General features: G+C 68.7%; 16 protein-coding genes and 1 riboswitch. Of the genes, 9 read left to right on the top strand and 7 right to left on the bottom strand.

All coding sequences use genetic code 11. From position 1 onward, the window contains the following. Positions 1-144 precede the first annotated feature (144 nt). Entirely contained in the window at positions 145-6,525 is a 6,381-nt protein-coding gene (locus AMK34_RS09025; protein WP_073844257.1) for a DUF7927 domain-containing protein, read from the top strand. Between the two features lie 76 nt (positions 6,526-6,601). Here the strand turns inward: AMK34_RS09025 and AMK34_RS09020 are convergent, their stop codons facing one another. Next, positions 6,602-7,015: a RidA family protein gene (locus tag AMK34_RS09020; protein ID WP_038511862.1), complete on the bottom strand. Its 414-nt coding sequence runs from the start codon at positions 7,013-7,015 to the stop codon at positions 6,602-6,604. A 106-nt stretch (positions 7,016-7,121) separates the two neighbouring features. Here AMK34_RS09020 and AMK34_RS09015 point away from each other — a divergent pair, with 106 nt between their 5' ends. Next, complete coding sequence (locus AMK34_RS09015) at positions 7,122-7,772, top strand: maleylpyruvate isomerase family mycothiol-dependent enzyme (RefSeq protein WP_073844255.1); 651 nt, start codon at positions 7,122-7,124, stop codon at positions 7,770-7,772. Here the strand turns inward: AMK34_RS09015 and AMK34_RS09010 are convergent. Further along, positions 7,763-8,092 (bottom strand): rhodanese-like domain-containing protein, encoded by a 330-nt coding sequence (locus AMK34_RS09010; protein WP_073844252.1) that lies wholly within the window; start codon positions 8,090-8,092, stop codon positions 7,763-7,765. The two genes, AMK34_RS09015 and AMK34_RS09010, sit on opposite strands and share 10 nt — an antisense overlap. Positions 8,093-8,173: 81 nt before the next feature. On the opposite strand from AMK34_RS09010, the gene AMK34_RS09005 reads away from it, so the two are divergent. From AMK34_RS09005 to AMK34_RS08990, 4 genes are all read left to right on the top strand, one after another. Continuing rightward, entirely contained in the window at positions 8,174-8,749 is a 576-nt protein-coding gene (locus AMK34_RS09005) for a TetR/AcrR family transcriptional regulator (protein WP_038511870.1), read from the top strand. Between the two features lie 30 nt (positions 8,750-8,779). Next, entirely contained in the window at positions 8,780-9,166 is a 387-nt protein-coding gene (locus AMK34_RS09000; RefSeq protein ID WP_241832723.1) for a hypothetical protein, read from the top strand. Between the two features lie 55 nt (positions 9,167-9,221). Next, positions 9,222-11,492 carry a protein translocase subunit SecD gene (gene secD, locus AMK34_RS08995; protein WP_073844250.1) on the top strand — a complete coding sequence of 757 codons (2,271 nt, stop codon included), beginning with the start codon at positions 9,222-9,224 and terminating at the stop codon, positions 11,490-11,492. A 92-nt stretch (positions 11,493-11,584) separates the two neighbouring features. Then, entirely contained in the window at positions 11,585-12,772 is a 1,188-nt protein-coding gene (locus AMK34_RS08990; protein WP_073844249.1) for a cation:proton antiporter, read from the top strand. A gap of 124 nt (positions 12,773-12,896) precedes the next feature. Here the strand turns inward: AMK34_RS08990 and AMK34_RS08985 are convergent, their stop codons facing one another. After that, a complete protein-coding gene (locus AMK34_RS08985) occupies positions 12,897-13,211 on the bottom strand; it encodes a hypothetical protein (RefSeq protein ID WP_073844247.1) in 315 nt (104 codons plus the stop codon). An 83-nt stretch (positions 13,212-13,294) separates the two neighbouring features. Continuing rightward, complete coding sequence (locus tag AMK34_RS43410) at positions 13,295-14,608, bottom strand: hypothetical protein (RefSeq protein WP_241832722.1); 1,314 nt, start codon at positions 14,606-14,608, stop codon at positions 13,295-13,297. Between the two features lie 162 nt (positions 14,609-14,770). On the opposite strand from AMK34_RS43410, the gene AMK34_RS08975 reads away from it, so the two are divergent. Further along, positions 14,771-15,754, top strand: a complete 984-nt coding sequence (locus tag AMK34_RS08975) for a LysR family transcriptional regulator (protein WP_037339585.1) — start codon at positions 14,771-14,773, stop codon at positions 15,752-15,754. Positions 15,755-15,887: 133 nt separating this feature from the next. Further along, the gene (locus AMK34_RS08970) at positions 15,888-17,213 is read left to right on the top strand and encodes an alpha-lytic protease prodomain-containing protein (protein WP_037339582.1); all 1,326 of its coding nucleotides are present in this window, start codon (positions 15,888-15,890) and stop codon (positions 17,211-17,213) included. Positions 17,214-17,576: 363 nt separating this feature from the next. On the opposite strand, the gene AMK34_RS08965 is transcribed toward AMK34_RS08970, so the two are convergent. Together AMK34_RS08965 and AMK34_RS08960 are read right to left on the bottom strand one after the other, a co-directional pair. Then, the gene (locus AMK34_RS08965; protein WP_073844706.1) at positions 17,577-17,891 is read right to left on the bottom strand and encodes a DMT family transporter; all 315 of its coding nucleotides are present in this window, start codon (positions 17,889-17,891) and stop codon (positions 17,577-17,579) included. An 11-nt stretch (positions 17,892-17,902) separates the two neighbouring features. Continuing rightward, positions 17,903-17,971, bottom strand: a riboswitch (guanidine-III (ykkC-III) riboswitch). A gap of 79 nt (positions 17,972-18,050) precedes the next feature. After that, the gene (locus tag AMK34_RS08960) at positions 18,051-19,262 is read right to left on the bottom strand and encodes an MFS transporter (RefSeq protein WP_038511878.1); all 1,212 of its coding nucleotides are present in this window, start codon (positions 19,260-19,262) and stop codon (positions 18,051-18,053) included. A gap of 82 nt (positions 19,263-19,344) precedes the next feature. Between AMK34_RS08960 and AMK34_RS08955 the strand changes: the two genes are divergently transcribed. Beyond that, a complete protein-coding gene (locus tag AMK34_RS08955; RefSeq protein ID WP_073844245.1) occupies positions 19,345-20,247 on the top strand; it encodes a LysR family transcriptional regulator in 903 nt (300 codons plus the stop codon). A 2-nt stretch (positions 20,248-20,249) separates the two neighbouring features. Here AMK34_RS08955 and AMK34_RS08950 read toward each other — a convergent pair whose 3' ends face one another. Next, complete coding sequence (locus AMK34_RS08950; protein ID WP_073844243.1) at positions 20,250-20,831, bottom strand: TetR/AcrR family transcriptional regulator; 582 nt, start codon at positions 20,829-20,831, stop codon at positions 20,250-20,252. Positions 20,832-20,837 lie beyond the last annotated feature (6 nt).

Below are 20,837 nucleotides of genomic sequence, written 5' to 3'. Positions count from 1 at the left end.
CACTCAATGGGTTTTATCCAGGAGACACCGCTGCTCCCGCTTGCCGACGACGATCTTGCCGACCCAGGATGACCATCACTTGGGCTCGCTGTCCCCGCCGTCCTGACCTGGGCCGACGGGAGCGAGGGGTGAGGCGGAGGCGGCATGGCGGAACGGCGTGGGCAAAATCGGTGGCGCCGGGGCGTAGCACTGCTCACGGTGGTCGTCGTGGCCCTGCTGATGGGCGCCCCGCTGCCCGCGAACGCACAGGTCCAGCCGCGCGGGGCGGGTACCGAGCGGCCGATCGGGCCGGAGCCGGTGTATTCCGGGCTGGCGCACGGCGGCATCACGATGGCGGCCAACTCCGTCGTGCAGTGCGGTGTCGGCGTCGTCTGCAACGAGTCCGCGAGCAACGCGAGCCCGGTGTCGTGGATCAAGACCGACCCGGCCGCGCCCGGCAACACCGCGTCCGCGGCGAATCTGAACGTGCCCGCCGGCGCGAAGGTGCTCAACGCCCGGCTGTACTGGCAGTTCAATCCGGTCGCCAGCAGCGGGACCTCCGGTGACGGCAGCCGGGGCAATCAGGTCTCCATCAAGACCCCGGGCTCCGGCGCGTATCAGCGGATCACCGCCGAAACCTACGACTGGTTCCCCGCGACCACCACGGGCGGGTCCCCGACGCTGTACGCCTACGGCGGCGCGGCCGACGTCACGTCCCTCGTCACGAACGCCGGCACCGGGGAGTACACGGTCGCCGACATCCAGGCCTGCCAGGGCCAGTCGATCAGCCGGACGAACCTCGGCTGCTGGGGTGGCTGGTCGCTGGTGGTCGCCTACGAACTGCCCAGCGAGCCGCTGCGGTACCTGCAGGTCTGGGACGGGATGCAGGTGGTCGCGGGCGGCAGCACGCCGAGTTCGGCGACCATCGCGCTGAGCGGTATCAAGGCCCCGACCTCGCGTCAGCCCAACGTCGAACTCGGTATCGTCGCGGGTGACGGCGACGCGCCCATCACCGGCGACTACCTCCAGGTCGGCCCGGACGCCGCCAGTCTGCAGACGATCGCGATGCCCGCGCCCGGTGGCGTGGCGACCAACAACGCCTTCAGCAGCCGCATCGACCGGGTCACGGCCACCGGTTCGGGCACGAACGTCACGTCGCGGAATCCCAATCCGGTGAACAACGTCGGGTACGACGCCCGCAGCATCGACATCACCGGCAAGGTCCCCGCGGGGACCACCGCGCTCCAGGTCAAGATCGGCACCGTCGGCGACGCGCTGTACCCGCAGACCATCTGGCTCGTCACCGACGCCCTCGAACCGGATCTGCAGATCACCAAGGCCAACGACCCGGTCGGCAACACCGACGACAATCCACCTGGTTACGTCACCAAGGGCGGCGAGGTCACCTACACCTTCGACGTCGCCAACCGGCACGCCGACGGCTCCACCACCGACCTCGACACCGCGACGAACGTCGTGCTCACCGACACCCTGCCCGACGGCGTCACGTTCGTGGCCGGGTCCAATCCGGACTGTTCGGCCGCCGGGCAGGTGGTCACGTGCACTCTCCGGAATCTGAGGCCGGGGCAGTCACAGAAGGTCGCCTTCAAGGTCAAGGTCGGGCTCGACGTGCCGGACGGCACCAAACTCGACAACACCGGCAAGCTCACCTTCCGCGGCGAGGACACCGGACGGCCGCAGGAACGCACGTCGAACACGGTGCGGAACACGGTCGCGTCGCCCGGGTACCAGCTGACGAAGACCGTCGACCTCGCCGAGGCGATCCCCGGCGACACCCTGACCTACCAGGTGACGCTGCGGAACACCGGCGTGATCCCCGTGCCCGCGCTCACGGTGCGCGACACGCTGCCGCCGGGGACGACCTACGTGTCGTCCACTCCCTCGAAGGGCACCGCGTCCGGGAGCGGGCCGATCGACTGGGCCGTGAACGGTCTCGCGGTCGGGGAGACCGCCACGCTGACCGTGCGCGTGAAGGTCGAGGAAGCCGCCATCGGCGAGGAACTGGTGAACCGCGCGAACGTCCCGACCGGACCGCCGCCGGTGGTCCCGCCGGACAACCGCTGCCCGGACGATCCCGCGGCCGCGTGCGCGAAGACCAAGGTGCCGTCGCCGTCGTACACGGTGACGAAGACCGCGGACAAGGAGTCCGCCGCCCCCGGCGACACCGTGCGCTACAAGGTCGTCGTCGCCAACACCGGCAAGGTGACCGCGGCGGATCTCAAGGTCGTGGACGATCTGACCGGGGTGCTGGACGACGCGGTCTATCAGAACGACGCCACCGCGTCGCCCGGCTCGGTGTCCTATGCGGAACCGAAGCTGACCTGGACCGGCACGCTCGCCGCGGGGCAGAGCGCGGAGTTCACCTACTCGGTCAAGGTGAAGAACCCGAACACCGGTGACAACCGGCTCAAGAACGTGGTGACGTCGGAGACGCCGGGTGGGAACTGTCCGCCGGGTTCGACGGATCCGAAGTGCGGGACGACGACGCCGGTGTCGGGGCTGTTGATCGAGAAGTCTGTCGACAAGCAGTCGGCGAACCCGGGTGACGTGGTGAAGTACACGGTCACCGTGCGGAACACGGGGCAGACCAAGATCTCTGGTGCGACGTTCACCGATGACCTGACGCAGGTGCTCGACGACGCCGATTACCAGAATGATGGTGCGGCGACGATCGGCGGTGTCACGTATGCGGCGCCGAAGCTGACGTGGACCGGTGATCTCGGCGTCGGCGAGACGTCCACGGTGACGTACACGGTCAAGGTGAAGAATCCCAACCCGGGCGATGACGTGCTGAAGAACGCGGTGTCGTCGGAGACGCCGGGTGGGAACTGTCCGCCGGGTTCGACGGATCCGAAGTGCGGGACGACGACGCCGGTTTCGGGGCTTCTGATCGAGAAGTCCGTGGACAAGCAGTCCGCGAATCCGGGCGATGTCGTGAAGTACACGGTGACGGTGCGGAACACCGGCCAGACGAAGATTTCCGGTGCGACGTTCACCGACGATCTCACGCAGGTGCTGGACGACGCGGACTATCAAAACGATGGTGCGGCGACGATCGGTGGTGTCACGTATGCGGCGCCGAAGCTGACCTGGACCGGGGATCTGGAGGTCGGCGCCACGTCGACGGTCACGTACACGGTGAAGGTCAAGAACCCGAACCCCGGTGACAGGAAACTGTCCAATGTGGTCACTTCGGAGACCCCGGGTGGTAACTGCCCGCCGGGCTCCACCGATCCGAAGTGCGGGACCACCACGCCGGTGTCAGGGCTGACGATCGAGAAGTCTGTCGACAAGCAGTCGGCGAATCCGGGCGATGTCGTGAAGTACACGGTGACGGTGCGGAACACGGGGCAGACCAAGATCTCTGGTGCGACGTTCACCGATGATCTGACGCAGGTTCTCGATGACGCCGATTACCAGAATGACGGTGCGGCGACCATCGGTGGTGTCACGTATGCGGCGCCGAAGCTGACGTGGACCGGCGATCTGGAAATCGGTGCCACCTCGACGGTGACCTACTCGGTCAAGGTGAAGAATCCCAACACGGGCGACAACCTGCTGAAGAACGCGGTCTCGTCGGAGACGCCGGGCGGGAACTGCCCGCCGGGGTCCACGGATCCGAAGTGTGGCACCACGACACCGGTTTCCGGTCTGAAGATCGAGAAGTCCGTGGACAAGCAGTCCGCGAATCCGGGCGATGTCGTGAAGTACACCGTGACGGTGCGGAACACCGGGCAGACCAAGATCTCGGGCGCGACGTTCACTGACGATCTGACGCAGGTTCTCGATGACGCCGATTACCAGAACGATGGTGCGGCGACCATCGGTGGTGTCACGTATGCGGCGCCGAAGCTGACCTGGACCGGCGATCTGGAGATCGGCGCCACGTCGACGGTCACGTACACGGTGAAGGTCAAGAATCCCGCCCCAGGCGACAAGAAGCTCATCAACACGGTCACCTCGGAGACGCCGGGCGGCAACTGTCCGCCGGGGTCCACGGATCCGAAGTGTGGCACCACGACACCGGTTTCCGGCTTGAAGATCGAGAAGTCGGTCGACAAGAAGTCCGCGAACCCCGGCGACGTCGTGAAGTACACGGTGACCGTCACGAACACCGGCCAGACGAAGATCTCCGGTGCGACGTTCACCGACGATCTCACGCAGGTTCTCGACGATGCCGACTACCAGAACGATGGTGCGGCGACCATCGGCGGCGTCACGTATGCGGCGCCGAAGCTGACCTGGACCGGTGATCTCGGCGTCGGCGAGACCTCCACGGTGACTTACACCGTCAAGGTGAAGAACCCGAACACCGGCGACAATCGGCTCAAGAACGTCGTGACGTCGGAGACCCCGGGCGGGAACTGCCCGCCGGGTTCGACCGATCCGGACTGTGGCACGGAGACCCCGGTTTCGGGCCTGGAGATCAAGAAGGCGGTCGACAAGCAGTCCGCGAATCCCGGTGACGTCGTGAAGTACACGGTCACGGTGCGGAACACCGGCCAGACGAAGATCTCCGGTGCCACCTTCACCGACGACCTGACCCAGGTGCTCGACGACGCCGTCTACCGGAACGATGGCGCGGCGTCGATCGGTGGTGTCACGTACGCGGCGCCGAAGCTGACGTGGACCGGTGACCTCGAAATCGGCGCGACGGCCACGGTGACGTACTCGGTCCAGGTGAAGAACCCGGGCGACGGTGACAAGAAGCTGTCCAATGTGGTCACCTCGGAGACTCCGGGCGGGAACTGCCCGCCGGGTTCGACCGATCCGGACTGCGGCACGACGACGCCGGTCTCCGGGCTGCTCATCAAGAAGACCGCCGACAAGAAGTCGGTCGACCCCGGCGACACGGTGAAGTACACGATCACCGTCACCAACACCGGGCAGACCGAACAGATCGACGCCACCTTCACCGACGACATGACCGAGGTCCTGGACGACGCCGACTACCAGAACGACGGTGCGGCGACGATCGGTGGCGTCACCTATGCGGCGCCGAAGCTGACGTGGACCGGTTCGCTGGGCATCGGGCAGGCGTCGGTCATCACCTATACGGTCAAGATCAAGAACCCGAACCCCGGTGACAAGAAACTGTCCAATGTGGTCACCTCGGACACGCCGGGCAACAACTGCCCGCCGGATTCGACCGACCCGAACTGTGTCGCGGACGTGCCGTCGCGCGAGCTGACGGTCAAGAAGACCTCGGACAAGCAGACCGCGAACCCGGGTGACGTCGTCACCTACACCGTGACCGTCACCAACACCGGCAAGGTGCCCCTGGTCGGAGAGGACGCCGCACGGGTCACGGACGACCTGTCCGAGGTGCTCGACGACGCCGACTACTCCGACGACGCCACGGCGGCCCCGGTCGGCGGCACGTTCTCCTTCGCCGCGCCGAACCTGGTGTGGGTGGGCGATCTGCCGGTCGGAGCGACGACAACGCTGAAGTACTCGGTGAAGGTGAAGAACCCGGTGACGGGCGATCACGAACTGCGGAACACCGTCAGCACCAACACGCCGGGCACGTGCCCGCCGCAGTCCGACGATCCGGCGTGTTCGACCGTCACCCCGGTGCCCGGGATCTCGCTGGAGAAGAAGGCGGACAAGGCCACGGCGAATCCGGGCGACGTCGTGAAGTACACGGTGACCGTGCGCAACACGGGCAAGACGAAGCTGACCGGTGCGACGTTCACCGACGACCTCACCGAGGTCCTCGACGACGCCGTGTTCCAGAAGGACGGTGCGGCGACGATCGGTTCGGTGACCTACGAGGAGCCGAAGCTGACCTGGACCGGCGACCTGGAGATCGGGCAGACGGCGACGGTCACGTACAGCGTCAAGGTCACCAAGACCGACGGCGACGGCAAGCTCACCAACGTGATCACGTCCGACACCCCGGGCGGCAACTGCCCGCCGGGCAGCAAGGATCCGAAGTGCGGCACGACGACGCCGCTGTCCAGCTTGAAGATCAAGAAGACGGTCGACAAGACGGAGGCGAAGCCGGGCGAGGTCGTCACGTACACCGTCACGGTGGAGAACACCGGGCAGGCCGTGGTGGACGACGCGACGTTCACCGACGACCTGAGCCAGGTGCTGGACGACGCGACCTTCGACGGCACCGCGAAGGCGAGCATGGGCACGGTCACCTACTCCGCGCCGAAGCTCACCTGGAAGGGCGAGCTGAAGCCGGGGGAGAAGGCCACCGTCACCTACGCGGTCACCGTGCGGAAGCCGGCGACCGGTGACCACCGCCTCCGCAACGTCGTCACGTCGGACACACCCGGCGGCAACTGCCCGCCGGGCTCGGCGAACCCCGACTGCGGCACGGACACCCCGGTGCCGCCGACACCGCCGAACCCGCAGCCGCCGGAGAAGCCGAACCCGCAGCCGCCGACCACCCCGCGTCCGCCCGGTCTCGCCGTGACCGGCTCACCGGTGAAGACGATGACGGTGCTGGCGTTCGGGATGCTGGCCATCGGCGCGCTGCTGCTCCTCGCCGGACGGAGGCGCCGGGAGTCCTAGGTCGAGGCCGTGAAGGCCTCCTTGAGGGACCCAGAGTCCCTCAAGGAGGCCTTCACGGACCGGGGCCGAGCCACTGCTAAACGGCGCGCGGCACCGCGATCAGGGCTTCCACCTCGACTACGAGCTCGGGACGGGCCAGTGCCGCCACGACGATCAGCGACTGGGCGGGCCAGTCCGCTTCGGGGTACCAGCGGGTGAAGGTCTCGCGCAACGCCGTGCGGAACCCGGCGAGGTGTTCGGTGCCGGACAGCATGCTGAACACCTTGACCAGGTGCTCAGGTCCGGCACCCGCGGCTTCGAGCAGCCGCTCGAGGTTGACGAGCAACGCGCGGGTCTGGGACTCGGCGTCGGGCCCGGCGAGTTCGCCGTCGGGCAGCACGCCGATCTGACCGGACACGACCACGAGTTCGTGATCGGCGGGCACGCGGACCAGATGGCTGTACGGGCCGATCGGCGCCGCGACGGTCTCCGGGTTCCACCGCTGGATCATCAGTCCTCTTCTTTCGTCCACTCGGGAAAATCGTCTCCAACGTACCGATGATTCCGGGTCGCGCCGGGAGTCTCACCTTCGACGAACGACGACTGGAGGGTTCCGGATGACGGATACGGGAACGAAGACCGAGCTCTGGCCGCTGGTCCACGCCGAGCGGGCGGCACTGGCGGACGACCTCGCGGAGCTCACGGAGGAGCAGTGGGAGACGCCGTCGCTGTGTACCGGGCTGACGGTGCGCGAGGTGCTCGCGCATGTCACCTCAGGGGCGAGCCTCACACCGTTGAGGTGGATGATCGGGGTGATCCGCTGCCGATGGGACTTCGACAAGCAGGTCGCCATGCGGCTCGCCGAGCAGATGGGCGCCGACGGCGCCGAGACTCTGGAGCGCTTCCGCGGCGTGGTCACCAGCACGACGAAACCGCCGTTGCCGAAGATCGCGATGCTGGGTGAGGCGATCGTGCACGCCGAGGACATCCGCCGCCCGCTCGGCCTTCGCCGCGACTACCCGATCCCCGTCCTCACCGAACTGGCCGGGTACTACGGGGGCTCGGACCTGGTGGTGACGGCGAAGGGGCGCATCGGCGGGCTGCGGTTGCAAGCCACCGATGGCCCCTTCGCCGTCGGGTCCGGGCCGCTTATCTCGGGCACGACACTGGCCCTGATCATGGCCATGACCGGACGGACGGCCTACCTCGCCGATCTCGACGGCGAGGGGGTCCCGATCCTGCGGGAGCGCGTCCCCGCTCAGACCTGAGACTCGAGGGGCAGGCCCGCGCCGGCCCAGTCCTCGATGCCTTCCCGGTACTTGCGGACGTCGGTGTAGCCCAGCGCGGTGAGCCGGTCGGCGACCTGGCCGCTGTTGGGGCAGGCGGGGTTCGAGCAGTAGGTGACGATGGCGGCGCCGCGATCGGGCAGCACGGTCGCGGCGCGCGCGTCGACGTCGGCGAGGACGAGGGGAACGGCGCCGGGCAGATGCTGCTTGGCGTAGTACTCGCCACCCAGTGCGTCGACCACCGTCACGGTCTTCGCTTCGATCGCGGCCTTCAGCTCGTCACGGGTGATGAGTGCGGTCATGTCGCTACCTCCAGTTAATCGGACTATAGTCCGCATGTGCCTCACGACCATAACGGACCGCAGTCCGCTTTTGCAACCTCGTTGGATCTTCTGCGCACGCCGCCGCCCAAGGAGCGCGCCGACGCCGCCCGCAACCGGGCCGCGATCCTGGACGCGGCGGCGTCGCTGTTCGCCGAACACGGGGTCGAAGCGGTGTCGATGGATCAGGTGGCGGCGGCCGCGGGGGTGGGCAAGGGAACGCTCTTCCGCCGCTTCGGTGACAAGGCCGGGCTGGCCGTCGCGCTGCTGGACGCGCGGGAACGCCTGCTCCAGGAAGGAATCCTGCACGGGCCGCCCCCGCTGGGCCCGGGTGCTCCGTCGGCCGACCGGCTCGTGGCCTTCGCCGACGCGTACGTCGACTACGTGCTCGAACATCTGCCGCTGGTGCGGATGTCGGAGACCGCCGCGCCGGGCGCGCGCTACCGCATCGGGGCGTACCGGTTCTGGCACCGGCACGTCGCGATCCTGCTCGACGGCACCCCCGACCCCGAGCACGCCGCGCATGCCCTGCTGGCCCCGCTGGCGGCCGAACATCTGACCGCGTTGCTGCCGGAACTGGGGGAGGACCGCGTCCGCGCCGGGATCACGCGCCTGTGGCGGGCGGCCGGATCCCAGTAGGGTGTCGGCGAGAACCCCGGGAGTGTGTCGATGATGGTGGCGAGCCGAAGGACGGCCAAGCAGGCCGTGCCGGTGCTGCTCGCCGCCGTACTGACCGCGCTCGGCCTGTTCTTCGCGCTCCACTCGGGCGGTTCCGCTTCGGCGGACGAGTCGCGCGGGGCGAACGCGACGGTCGATTCCTCGGTATCCAAGGCCGTCGCGCCGGTGCGCGCCGCGGGCAGGCTCGCCGCCGAACCCGCGCTCCTGGGTGTGCACGGTCACGGTGATCTGCCTCTCTTCGGCACCGTCCCGCACGGGCCCGCGTCCACGACGCTGCTCCGCCTCAGCGAACTCCACGACGAAGCCACTCCCGCCTCGCGCACGGCGAACCGCCTCGCGCTGGGTGATCGCGCTCCTCCTTTCCCGGTAGCCGTCTGACGCTCACGGGCGCGTACTCGCGCGCCCGAACCGGGAAATCACCAAGGAGAACTTCGTGCCGCGCGAAACCGCGCGGCGGGGCATGACCGGGCGAGCCGTCGTCTCGCTGGTCGTTCTCGCCGCGACCGTGTACCTGTTGCTGACCACCGCCCCGAGACTGGGGCTCGATCTGCGTGGTGGCACGCAGATCGTGCTGGAGACCAAGGATTCGCCCACCGTCACCGCCGACGCGGAGACCACCGACCGGACGCTCGAGGTGCTGCGCCGCCGCGTCGACGCCCTGGGCGTCGCCGAGCCGATGCTGGCCCGCTCGGGGGACAACCGGATCATCGTCGAACTGCCCGGCGTCCGGGATCCGCGCGAGGCCGTCGAAGTGATCGGCCGCACCGCGCAGCTGTCCTTCCATCCCGTCCTCGCCACTGGCGCCGCGGACTCCCGTGTGTTCAACGACGAGAGCGGGCAGCCGATCACCCTGGGACCCGCCGCGCTGACCGGCGAAGGCGTCGACGAGGCGCTCTCGTCGATCGATTCGCAAGGCGGCGGCTGGCTCGTTTCGGTTGACTTCAAAGGGGATTCCGGCCGTGCCTGGGAACGCCTGACCGGGCAGGCCGCGTGCTCGCCGCCAGGCGATCCTGCCCGCCGGGTGGCGATCGCGCTCGACGACAAGGTGATCTCGTCGCCGCAGGTGAGCCCGCAGGTGGCTTGCGGGGTCGGGATCGTCGGCGGGAGCACGCAGATCACGGGGCGGTTCTCGCCCGCCGAGGCCAAGGATCTGGCCTTGCTGATCAACGCCGGCGCGCTGCCGACACCGGTCGAGATCATCGAGCAGCGCACCGTCGGGCCCACTCTCGGCGCCGCCGCCATCGACGCCAGTGCCCGCGCCGCCGTGATCGGGCTGGCGCTGACCGCGCTGTTCCTGCTCGCGGTGTACCGGCTGGCCGGGCTGATCGCCGTGGGCGCGCTGGTGGCGTACGCGGCCGTGTCCTATGCCGCGCTGCTCGCCGTCGGCGCGACGCTGACCCTGCCCGGACTCGCCGGATTCGTGCTGGCCATCGGCATGGCCGTCGATGCCACCGTGCTCGTCTTCGAACGGGCGAGAGAGGAACACTCGGTCAAACGGGGTGGCTCGTTGCCACGCTCGGTCAGCCGCGGGTTCAGCGGCGCGTTGTCGGCGATCGTCGATTCGAACGTGACCACCCTGCTCGCCGCGGGCCTGCTGTTCTGGCTGGCGTCCGGTCCGGTGCGAGGCTTCGGGGTGACGCTGTCGATCGGCGTCGTCGTCGCGTTGTTCATCTCGCTGGTGCTCACGCGTTTGCTGCTGCACCTCACGATGCGGGGCGTGGTCGCGCGCAAATCGCGGCTGTCCGGGCTGACCCACGAGGGCCGGGTCCGGCAGTGGGTGAACCTCCGCGATCCCGAATTCCTCGGGAAACCGAAACGCTGGCTGATGGTGGCGGGCGCGGTCGTGATCGCCGCGATCGCGGGCCTGTTCGTGGCCGGGCCGAACCTCGGTGTCGAATTCACCGGCGGCCGGGTCGTCGAATACAGCACTTCGGCGCCCGCCGACGTCGAGCGGGTCCGGGACGCGGTCTCCGACGCCGGATTCCCCCGCGCCGTCGTGCAGATGTCCGGTGAGAAGGACATCTCGGTCCGCACCGAGCCGATCGACGAGGACGCCACCGAACGGATCCGGACCGCCGTCGCCGGGGTCGCGGGCGACGCCACCGAGATCCGCGACGAGAAGATCGGCCCGAGTCTCGGCGCCGAACTGCGCACCAAGGCGGTGATCGCACTCGGCCTCGCGGTCCTGGCGCAGCTGATCTACCTGGCGGTGCGGTTCGATTGGCGGCTCGGCCTGGCCACGGTCGCCGCGCTCGCCCAGGACGTCCTGATCATCCTCGGGATCTTCGCCTGGCTGGGCAAGTCGATGGACGGCGTCTTCCTCGCCGCGCTGCTGACAGTGATCGGTTATTCGGTCAACGACTCGGTGGTGGTCTTCGACCGGGTGAGGGAAGTGCGGGGACAACGCCGCAAGGAACCGTTCCCACGCGTCGTCGGCACGGCGGTACTGCAGACGTTGCCGCGGACGATCAACACCGGCATCGGGGTGCTGTTCGTCCTCGGGGCGCTGCTGGTCCTCGGAGACGGTTCGCTGGCCGACTTCGCCCTCGCGCTCCTGCTCGGTCTCGTCGCCGGCACGGTGTCCACAGTGGCCACCGCGGGTCCCGTCGCGATCCTGCTCGACAAGCGGTGGCCCGGGGCCGGACGTCCTGCCCGGAAGGCGAATCCGACACGGCAGCGGGACGACAACGGCGCGGTGGTGTGATCGACGTTCCTTTGTGGACCGCCGCGCTCCGACCGGCCTCTATGCTCGTTCCCGGTGGCAGGGGAGTCCACCGGGAACGAGGGGCGGGGTAGATGATCCAGAGCGTGCTCGTCGGCGCGGTCGTCGTGCTGGCTTGGACGATGACCGCGGCACGGCTGGAGCGCTGGCAGATCACCGCGCCGATGGCGATGGTCGCGGCCGGGCTGGCGATCGGGTTCACCACCCGCAACGATCTCGGCAACGGGCTCAACACCGAGATCGCGCTCAACGCGGCGGAACTGATCCTGGCGCTGCTGCTGTTCGTGGACGCCACCGCGGTGAAGGGCGGCTACCTCGGCCACGACGCGAAAACGGCGGTGCGGCTGCTGTTGGTCGCGTTGCCGCTGACGATCCTGATCGTCATGGGTGTCGGCCTGCTGACGCTGCCGGGCCTCGGCTGGGCGGCGGTCCTGCTGATCGCCTGCATCATCGCCCCGACGGATTTCGCGCCGGCGACGTCGGTGGTGCACGACGTGCGGGTGCCCGAACGCGTGCGGCATCTGCTGAACGTCGAGAGCGGATACAACGACGGCGTCGTCGCGCCGGTCTTCATCTTCGCGCTGACCCTCGCGGGAAGTCATCACCAGGCGAACACGCCGGGCGAGGCGCTGCAGGCCGCGATCCCGGCGGCGTTGCTGGCCGTGCTGGCGGGCTCCGTCATCGGGGCGGTGGCCGCGGTGGCGATGAACGTGACGGCCAAACACGGCTGGTCGACCCGGCATTCCGCGCGGGTCGCGGCCGTCGCCCTGCCGCTGCTGACCTACACCGCAGCCGTCGCGATCGGCGGCAACGGGTTCGTCGCCGCGTTCATCTGCGGGATCGCCTACAAGACCGCCCGGCACCCCGGTGAAGAGGAACTCGGGCTCGCCGAGGACGTCAGTTCGCTGTGCGGGCTGCTGATGTGGTTCGTCTTCGGCAGCACCGCGGTGCTGGTGCTGTCGTTCGGCCTGACGTGGGGCATCGTGCTCGTCAGTGTCGTCGCGCTGACCGTCGCCCGGCTGATCCCGGTGCTGCTCACCTTGCTGCGGACGGACTTCCGGTGGCGGGACCGGATGACCATCGGCCTGCTGGCCCCGCGCGGCGCGGCGTCGATCGTGTTCGGGCTGCTGGCGTTCAACTCGCTCGACGGGGAAGCGGCCGACGTCGCGCTGAGCGTCATGTCGGTGACCGTGCTGGCGAGCGTCGCCGCGCACGGTGTGGGGGCTTCGGCGTTCCTGAACCGGAAGTCCAAGAGGACCTGACCGACTTGGTGGCGTCGGCCACCTCGCCTCTGAGCGAGGTGAAGGCTCCCTTCACCGCATCAGATGCGGTGAAGGGAGCCTTCATCCCAATCGTGACCGGCTTCGTGGCGCCGGCGGGCCCCGGTCAGCCGCTCATCGCCTTTCTGATCGCCGCTTCGAGCTCTTTCACGTGCTTCGAATTCATGCCGCCATAAGTGAAGGTGTTCATGTCGACCTTGTCGGCGTACATGGGCACGTCCTCGACGATCGCTTTGGACGCGCCGGTCACCTCGAAGACGAGCCTTCCCGGCTTGAACGCCGTCGGCGGGATGTTCCTGATCGCTGTGACCTTCTCGAGGCTGAACGTGTGCTTCTTGTAGTTGAGCCTGCTGACCGCGGCCTTGATCGTGATCGTCCGGCCGCTGAAGCTGATGGATCGGCGTCTGGCGTGGATGTGCACGAACCCTCCCCTGGGCGCGAAAGAGGGCACTCTATGAGAGGGGAATCGAGCGGACGAGCCGCCGTTCCCGAACCGTTACCGGGTCAGTTGCCTGGTGTCTCCACGTCGTCCAAGGTCAGGTCGTACGGTTCGGCGTTGTTCCACAACGCCTCCGCCTCGCCGAGGAACGTCCGGTACGCCGCACCGTCCGCGGGCTGCAGGACGAACTTGGGCCTGCCCGCCGCCTGATAGGTGTAGTACTCGGCGAACAGGGCCGCGCCTGTGGCGACGACGACTCCGGTGGCGACGGGGTGCGCGACGAGCCGGACGGAGAGGTCACCGCCGGTCGAGCTCTTCAGTTCGGCCAGCGCCCGTAGTGTGTGGAGGACACGGTCTCTCGCGTTTTCCGGCGAACGCACGGCGTAGTAGCGGGAGGCCGCCGTGTCGATCGCGGGCGAATGGGGGTCGATCAGCACGAACCGGATCTTCGTCCCGGCGCGTAACCGTTCTTCGAGCTTGCCGTAACTGTTGTTCACCAAGGTGTTGCGGGCCATCCCGGTGACCAGCAGCGCGCTCGTACCGTCGATCGCCTCGGCGAGTCCGGCGTCGAAGTCCTCGCTGAACACCGGACGACGTGCCCGCGCGAGTTGATCCGCGGCGGACAAGGGCCAGGGAGTGCCGTCCTCCCACAGCCGTTCCGCCTCGTCGGCGAAGTGCCGGTACCAGGGCGCGTCCTTCGGTTCCACTGTGAACACCGGCGAGGCTTCACCGGTCGGCCGGTATTCGTAGTGCTGAACGCAGATCAACCCCCGTTTGGTGGAGACGTCGAGACAGTTGAAGCCCGCGGAGGAGATCCGCGACGACACCCTGATCTCCAGCCTCCCGCTCGTCCTGCTCTTCAAGGACGTCAGTTCGTCCAGGGTCGCGAGGATCCGCTGCCGCAGCCGTCCTTGTCCGAGGCTTTGGGAAATCCGGCGATCGGCGACTTCCACGATCGCTTCGTCGGTCGGATCCAGGACCAGTACCCGGATCCGTCCGCCCGAGTCGAGGATCGACCGGATATCGCTGCGCATGCCCTGCACGGTCCTGGTCATCGAATGGCCGATGAGAAGGATGTCGAAGGCCGCCGCTCGCCGGGAGATGAGATCCGCCGGGAACTCCGGTTCGAAGAGTGCCGCGGGGCCGCCGCGATTCGAATCCCGGACCTGTTCGGTCAGCCGCCGCGAGCGGATCTGGGAGAAGGCGAGCAGGGCCAGCAGCGCCGTCACCACGGAGGAAAGCGTTTTGACGTCCGAGATCCCGGTCGCGCCCAGGACGGTGAACGCCAAGGCGACGGTGCCCAGTACGTACAGATCCAGGTTGTCGTCGGTGATCACCCGCGCCAGCGATCGCCGGATCCGTCCACGCTCGTCCGCCACTGAACCCCCTCGTCGTCGGTTGCGTGGAGACAGTATCGGCCGGACGCCCCGGCATGTCCGGGATTGCTGACATCGATGGCATACCGCGAACCAAGCGATACGAAGCCATTTGGCTCAACCGTTTGTCTGGTCCAGTCCAGTTATGTCTACTAACGTAGAGGGATGGAGCTGGAACTGCGCCACCTGCGCATCATGTGCGCGATCGCCGAACTCGGGAGTATCACCAAGGCGGCGAATACGCTCGGAATGGCCCAGCCTGCACTGACAGCACAACTGAAGCGCATCGAACGGACCCTCGGCGGGAAGCTGTTCCTCCGCGATCACACCGGCACGAGGCCGACCGCGCTCGGTCTCCTCGTCCTCGACCGGGCCAAGATGGTGCTCCCCGCCGTGTCGTCGCTGCACGACGAAGCGGCACGTCTCGCCCAGCACGCGGGCACCGGCGAGCCGGTGACCCTGCGGCTCGGCTCGGCGACGGGGCCGATGCTGGGGGCGCTCCTGCAACGCCTCGGCACCACCCATCCCGACATCCACGTCGCCACGCATACGTCGTGGTCGGCCAACAAACTCGCGGACATGACCGCCGAGGGCGCGCTGGACTTCGCCTTCGTCGGGGTCTGCGGTGACGCGGGTCCGCCGCCGGAGCCCGGTCTTCGCTGGCGGACGCTCGCGCATCATCCGGTGTTCGTGCTGATGTCCGCGCGAGACGAGCGCGCGCAGCAGAACGAGGTCGAACTCGGCGCCCTCGCGGACGAACGCTGGTGCGCGACGCCGGGTGACGGATGCTTCGGCGACTGTTTCGCGTCCGCATGCGCGAGATCGGGATTCACGCCGCGTTCGTTGTACGAGACCGATGTGCTGACCTGTATCGAGATGGTCGAGTCGGGACACGCGGTGGTGTTGTGTCAGCCGCTGTTCCACGAGATCCCGGGGATCGTCGCGGTCCCGATCGCGGGGAATCCGCTGAGCTGGCGGAATCTCGTCGGCTGGTCGGAGCGCGGGGAGATGGGTCCCTTCGCCGCGGAGATGATCGCGTTGTCGCGCGCGGTGTACGGCGAGCTGATCGACCGGCGGCCGACCTACTCGAAGTACCTGGAGTTGAATCCGGGCTATGGCGTCGACTACACGGACGCGGGAGTGGGCTGACCAGCGCGGAAGCAGTCGAAAGGTCCAGTCCACTTGGTGGATATGACCTAAATGGTATGTACCATTTGTAGCAGGTGCCTCGTACGGTCTGGGACGAGATCTTCTTCCGGAACGCGGTGAGGAAACGCCTGAAATGAACCGAAAGATCGTAGCGGCCGCCGCGGCGGCCCTTACCGGCGCGGGCCTGGTCACGGCCGTCGCGCTGACGCCGAGCGCCAGCGCCGGCCAGACCGCTTCGGCGGCCGACCAGGTCCAGTCGGAGATCGTCGCCGCACTGGCGCGCGACCTGAAGATCAGCCCGGATCAGGCGAAGACCCGTCTCGCCGGCGAGCAGAAGGCGGCCCGCGCCGACGGCGACCTCAAGACCCGGCTCGGCCCGTCCTACGCCGGATCGTGGCTGGACGCGTCCGGGACCACGCTGACCGTCGCGGTCACCGACGCGGCCCTGGAAGGCGTCGTCCGTGCGGCCGGCGCGACCCCGAAGACGGTCGCCCGGAGCGCCGCGCAGCTCGACGCGGCGAAGTTGTCGTTGGACGCCAAGGGAACCAGCGCGCCGAAGACCGTGCCCGGCTGGTACGTCGACGCCACCACCAACTCGATCGTCGTCCTGGCCAACGCCGGTGGCGAAGCCGCCGCGAAGTCGTGGGCGACCGCTTCCGGCGTGCGCGCCGACGCGGTGCGGGTCGAGACCAGCACCGAAAGCCCGGTGCCGCTGATCGACGTCATCGGCGGCAACGCCTACACCTTCGGCTCGGGCCGGTGCTCGATCGGTTTCTCGGTCGAGGGCGGCTTCGTCACCGCGGGCCACTGTGGCACCACCGGCACACGCACGTCGAACCCGAGCGGGACCGTCGCGGGCTCCAGCTTCCCCGGCAACGACTACGCGTGGGTCCGGGTTGACGCGGGCAACACCCCGCGCGGACTGGTGAACCGTTACCCGGGCACCGTTCCGGTGGCGGGTTCGCAGGAGGCCGCGATCGGCGCGTCGGTCTGCCGCTCCGGTTCCACGACGGGCTGGCACTGCGGCACGATCCAGCAGAAGAACGCTTCGGTGAACTACCCGCAGGGCACCGTTTCCGGCCTCACGCGGACCAACGCCTGCGCCGAGCCGGGTGACTCCGGCGGCTCGTGGCTCGCGGGCGACCAGGCACAGGGCGTCACCTCCGGTGGCTCCGGCAACTGCAGCTCGGGCGGCACGTTCTACTTCCAGCCGATCTCGGAGATCCTGAGCGTCTACAGCCTCCGCCTGGTGACCTCGGGCTCGAACCCGCCGTCGAGCACGACGCCGACCACCACGACGTCGAACAACCCGCCCGGCGGAACCTGGGCGGCCGGTACCACCTACGCCGCGGGCGCGACGGTGACCTACGACGGCGTTTCGTACCGGGCCCTGCAGGGCCACACCGCTCAGGTCGGTTGGGAGCCGCCGAACGTCCCAGCGCTCTGGGCGCGCGCCTGACCACCTAGCCGTCCGGGCCACACGCAGGGGTGCGCCCGGACCCGACCGCCCCCGACGTCGTCCGTGCGTCGGGGGCGGTCCCTTTTGCCGGGTGGGTCGTGAGTGGCGTTTCGGGTTCTATTGAGGGGTAAGGCAAAGGTGGCGTGTCGCGAAAGCCACTTTCGGGACGTCTGATGTCCCGAAAGTGGCTTTCGCGACATCAGCGCGGCCGGGTCCCGTCACGAGTCGTCCGCCTGGACACGCGTGTCGTCCGTCTGATCACGCGTGTCGTGTTGGTGGGCGGGCCAGCGATGGTCGAGCGCGGGTCGTGAGTGGCGTTTCGGGTTAGAACCCGAAACGCCGCTCACGACCACCTGTGCCGGGTCAGTGCAGGACCTTCAGGCCCACCACACAGGCGACGATCCCCACGATCAGCAGGATCCGGGCCACCGAAACGGTTTCCGCGCCGGACCACATGCCGTAGGCGACGGTGAGCGAAGCCCCGATGCCGACCCAGACCGCGTAGGCGGTGCCGACGGGGAGGGCCTTCATCGCGTAAGCGAGACCCACCATGCTGGCCACCAGCGTGACGCCGAAGATCACCGACGGCACCGGCCGGGACAAACCTTCGGATTTGCCGAGGGCGGTGGCCCACACGGCTTCCAGTACACCCGAGACGACGAGGACAAGCCACGACATGACGCGCTCCCAGAGCGCCGTCTTGTCGCTGGCCGGGTACGGCACCCACTCGTCCGGGGACCTCGTTCAGGAGGTTCCTCGACCAGGATGGCACACCGCGCGCGTGGACCGCCCGCCGGTTTGACGAGGGTCACCACGCGGGCGCGCCATTGTGGACGGTCAGGTCAGCACCTTGGGGGCCGACCAGGCGAGCAAACCCAGTTCCAGCACCGAGAATCCGATCAGCGCCCACGCGCTCGGCAGCCAGATCAGCGCGATGCCGACGAGCAGGATGGGCAGGACCAGCCCGGCGTAGGCGGCCAGGAACAGGGCGGCGAGGACCTCGCCGCGCACCGGCGGTTCGGCGAGGGCGGCGACGGTGGCCACCGACGCGCGGAAGCCCAGCCCGACACCGGCGCCCGCCACGATCCCGCCCGCGACGAAGAGCCACAGCTGGGACGTCGTCACCGCGACCGGCAGCGCCACCAGCCCGCTCACCATCAGCCCGAGGCCGAGCCGCAGCTGGGTTTTCCTGGCCAGACCGGCGAAGAGCACCTGCGCCGTGGCCGCCGCGAGGAACACGGAGAACGACGCGAGACCGGCCAGCAGCCGCGAGCTCTCGTGCATGCCCTGCGCCAGCAACGTCGGCGTCAGCGCCATGAACAGGCCCGTGATCGCGAACGCCGCGAAGGCGCCGATCGCCGCGCCGAAGAAGGCCGGCCGCGCGCTCGACGGCAGCGAGACGCGCTGCGGCCGATAGGCGGGCCGTTCTTCGGCGCGTTCCACGGTTTCCGGCACGAGCGCGACGGCGATGGCCGCGGCGAGCAGGAGGACCAGGAAGAACACGAACGGGGTGGTGAGCGGCTCGGTCGAATAGCTCGCGAACACGCCACCGAACAGCGGCCCGAGCGCCAGCCCGCCCATGTTGACGACGGTCGCGATCAGCCCCGCGCGGCCGTGGTCCTCCCGCGGCCGGGCGACAGCGCGGAGTTCGGACAGGTGCGCGGTGGCGGTCGCGGTCAGCGCGCCGATGCCCGCGCCGCCGACGAGCCTGGCCAGGATCAGACCCGGAACATCCGGCCACGCCAGGAAAAGTGTCGCGGACAGCGCCTGGGCCAAGGTCGCGGCGAGGATCACTCGCCGTCGTCCCAGCCAGTCGCTGACGTGGCCGGCCAGATACAGGCTGCCCATCACACCGACGGCATACGCCGCGAAGACGATGGTCACGACGTAGGTCGGGAAGCCGTCGCGCTGCTGGTAAAGCACGTAGAGCGGGGTGGGGACGGTGGAGAAGGCGAGCGAGGCGGCGTAGGCCGCCGCGATGATCCAGAAACCGCGACCATGGCTGATCCGCCGGAACGCGGGACGGGGGAGGGCGACGCTGTTCAGCATGTCTCCACTGTGAATCTTCGGATCATCCAAGTCCAACGAACAATCCTGGTCACAGTTATCGACGAATGCGATAATCGGAGCCGTGGAGACCCGCCAACTCGAATGTTTCGTCGCCGTCGCCGAGGAACTCAGCTTCACTCGCGCCGCCCAGAGGTTGTACGCGGTGCAGTCCACCGTCTCGGCGACGATCCAGGCCCTCGAAAACGAACTGGAGGTCAAGCTGTTCGATCGGTCCACGCGAAGGGTCGAGCTCTCCCCGGCGGGGAAGGTGTTCCTGCCCGAGGCGAAGGCCGCGCTGGAAGCCTTCGACAGGGCGCGCGACGTGGTCACCGACGCCTCCGCCGGCCTGCGGGGCAGCCTCCGCATCGGCACGCTGACCAGCGTCGGCGATCTCGACCTGCCCGATCTGCTCGGCGCGTTCCATCGCCGTTATCCGCTGGTCGACCTGCATGTTTCGGTGTCGATCACCGGCTCGACCGGACTGGCCGAGGACCTGCGTCAGGGCAGGCTCGACGTCGCCCTCCTCGGTCTGCCCGAATCCGATCTCACCGGGCTCGAAGCCAAACTGCTCGGTTCGGCGCCGTTCGTCGCCGTGCTGCCCGACGGCCACCGGCTGAGCGGACGGCGGTCACTGACGTTGGCCGACCTCGCGGGCGAGTCGTTCGTGGACAATCCCCGCGGCTTCGGCAACCGGGTGGCCCTGGACCGCGCTTTCGAGGCACTCGGGGCGCCGCGCCGGGTCATCGTCGAGGTCGCCGACCTGCGTGCCGTGCCCTCCTATGTGGCGGCGGGGCTCGGTGTCGCCGTCGTGCCCGATCTCAAGCTGCTCGCGGGGGTCCGGACGATCCCGCTCGACGAGCCCGGCCTCACCTGGCCGCTGACCATCGCCACCCGGGGAGAGCGTCCGCCGAGCCGGGCCGCCCGGCTGCTGCTCGACCTCGTCGACAGCGGGGAGTTCTCCCTCGTGATCCCCGCCCGGACCTGAGCTCAGCCCGTCAGCAGCGTGCGTGTCGTCCGCGTCACCAGGTCGACGGTACGCGGCGGCGGTGCCTCACCACGGTCGAGATGTCGCCTCACCGCGGCGTAGGGGAGGTCCACGAGGGCCAGCATCAGCTCGTCCGTACTCCGGCCGGTCAGCGGACGCAGCTTCCGCAGCACCTTGGTGATCGCCGTGTCGAGCCGGTGGTTGGCGGCCCCGACACGGGCGCGATCCTCGACGCTCCAGTCGTCGACGCCGAGTGCCCTGTCGCCCCCGTAGAGCAGTTTCGCCTCGGCGGGATGGTCGCGGCACCACCGGACGACCTGCGCGGCGGCTTCGACGGCGGCTTCGACGGCCGGTTCCTGTTCGAGCGCTTCGAGGTAGCCCTGCTGGAAGCCGTCCAGGGTGCGGAGCCAGACGGCGGCGAGCAACGCCGGACGTCCGGGGAAGCGGTGGTAGATCGACCCGCTCGGCGCGCCGACCTCGCGGGCGACGGCCGACATGGTCACCCCGGCCGCCCCTTCGGTGGCGAAGATCCGCACGGCGGCGTCGAGGAAGTCGTCGGCGGTGTGCCGCGGTGGCCGTCCCATTTTCAG

Origin of the sequence: Amycolatopsis sp. CB00013 (genome assembly GCF_001905755.1) — a bacterium.
In the GTDB taxonomy this organism is placed as follows: Bacteria; Actinomycetota; Actinomycetes; order Mycobacteriales; family Pseudonocardiaceae; genus Amycolatopsis; species Amycolatopsis japonica.
The sequence above is the reverse complement of the archived record's forward strand: the minus strand, read 5'-3'. Positions and strand labels throughout refer to the sequence as shown.

Excerpts from the sequence above, each read along its gene's own strand:
- AMK34_RS09025 (WP_073844257.1), top strand. The coding sequence starts at position 145 with ATGGCGGAACGGCGTGGGCAAAATCGGTGGCGCCGGGGCGTAGCACTG.
- AMK34_RS09020 (WP_038511862.1), bottom strand. The coding sequence starts at position 7,015 with ATGATCCAGCGGTGGAACCCGGAGACCGTCGCGGCGCCGATCGGCCCG.
- AMK34_RS09015 (WP_073844255.1), top strand. The coding sequence starts at position 7,122 with ATGACGGATACGGGAACGAAGACCGAGCTCTGGCCGCTGGTCCACGCC.
- AMK34_RS09010 (WP_073844252.1), bottom strand. The coding sequence starts at position 8,092 with ATGACCGCACTCATCACCCGTGACGAGCTGAAGGCCGCGATCGAAGCG.
- AMK34_RS09000 (WP_241832723.1), top strand. The coding sequence starts at position 8,780 with ATGATGGTGGCGAGCCGAAGGACGGCCAAGCAGGCCGTGCCGGTGCTG.
- AMK34_RS08990 (WP_073844249.1), top strand. The coding sequence starts at position 11,585 with ATGATCCAGAGCGTGCTCGTCGGCGCGGTCGTCGTGCTGGCTTGGACG.
- AMK34_RS08975 (WP_037339585.1), top strand. The coding sequence starts at position 14,771 with ATGGAGCTGGAACTGCGCCACCTGCGCATCATGTGCGCGATCGCCGAA.
- AMK34_RS08970 (WP_037339582.1), top strand. The coding sequence starts at position 15,888 with ATGAACCGAAAGATCGTAGCGGCCGCCGCGGCGGCCCTTACCGGCGCG.
- AMK34_RS08965 (WP_073844706.1), bottom strand. The coding sequence starts at position 17,891 with ATGTCGTGGCTTGTCCTCGTCGTCTCGGGTGTACTGGAAGCCGTGTGG.
- AMK34_RS08960 (WP_038511878.1), bottom strand. The coding sequence starts at position 19,262 with ATGCTGAACAGCGTCGCCCTCCCCCGTCCCGCGTTCCGGCGGATCAGC.
- AMK34_RS08950 (WP_073844243.1), bottom strand. The coding sequence starts at position 20,831 with ATGGGACGGCCACCGCGGCACACCGCCGACGACTTCCTCGACGCCGCC.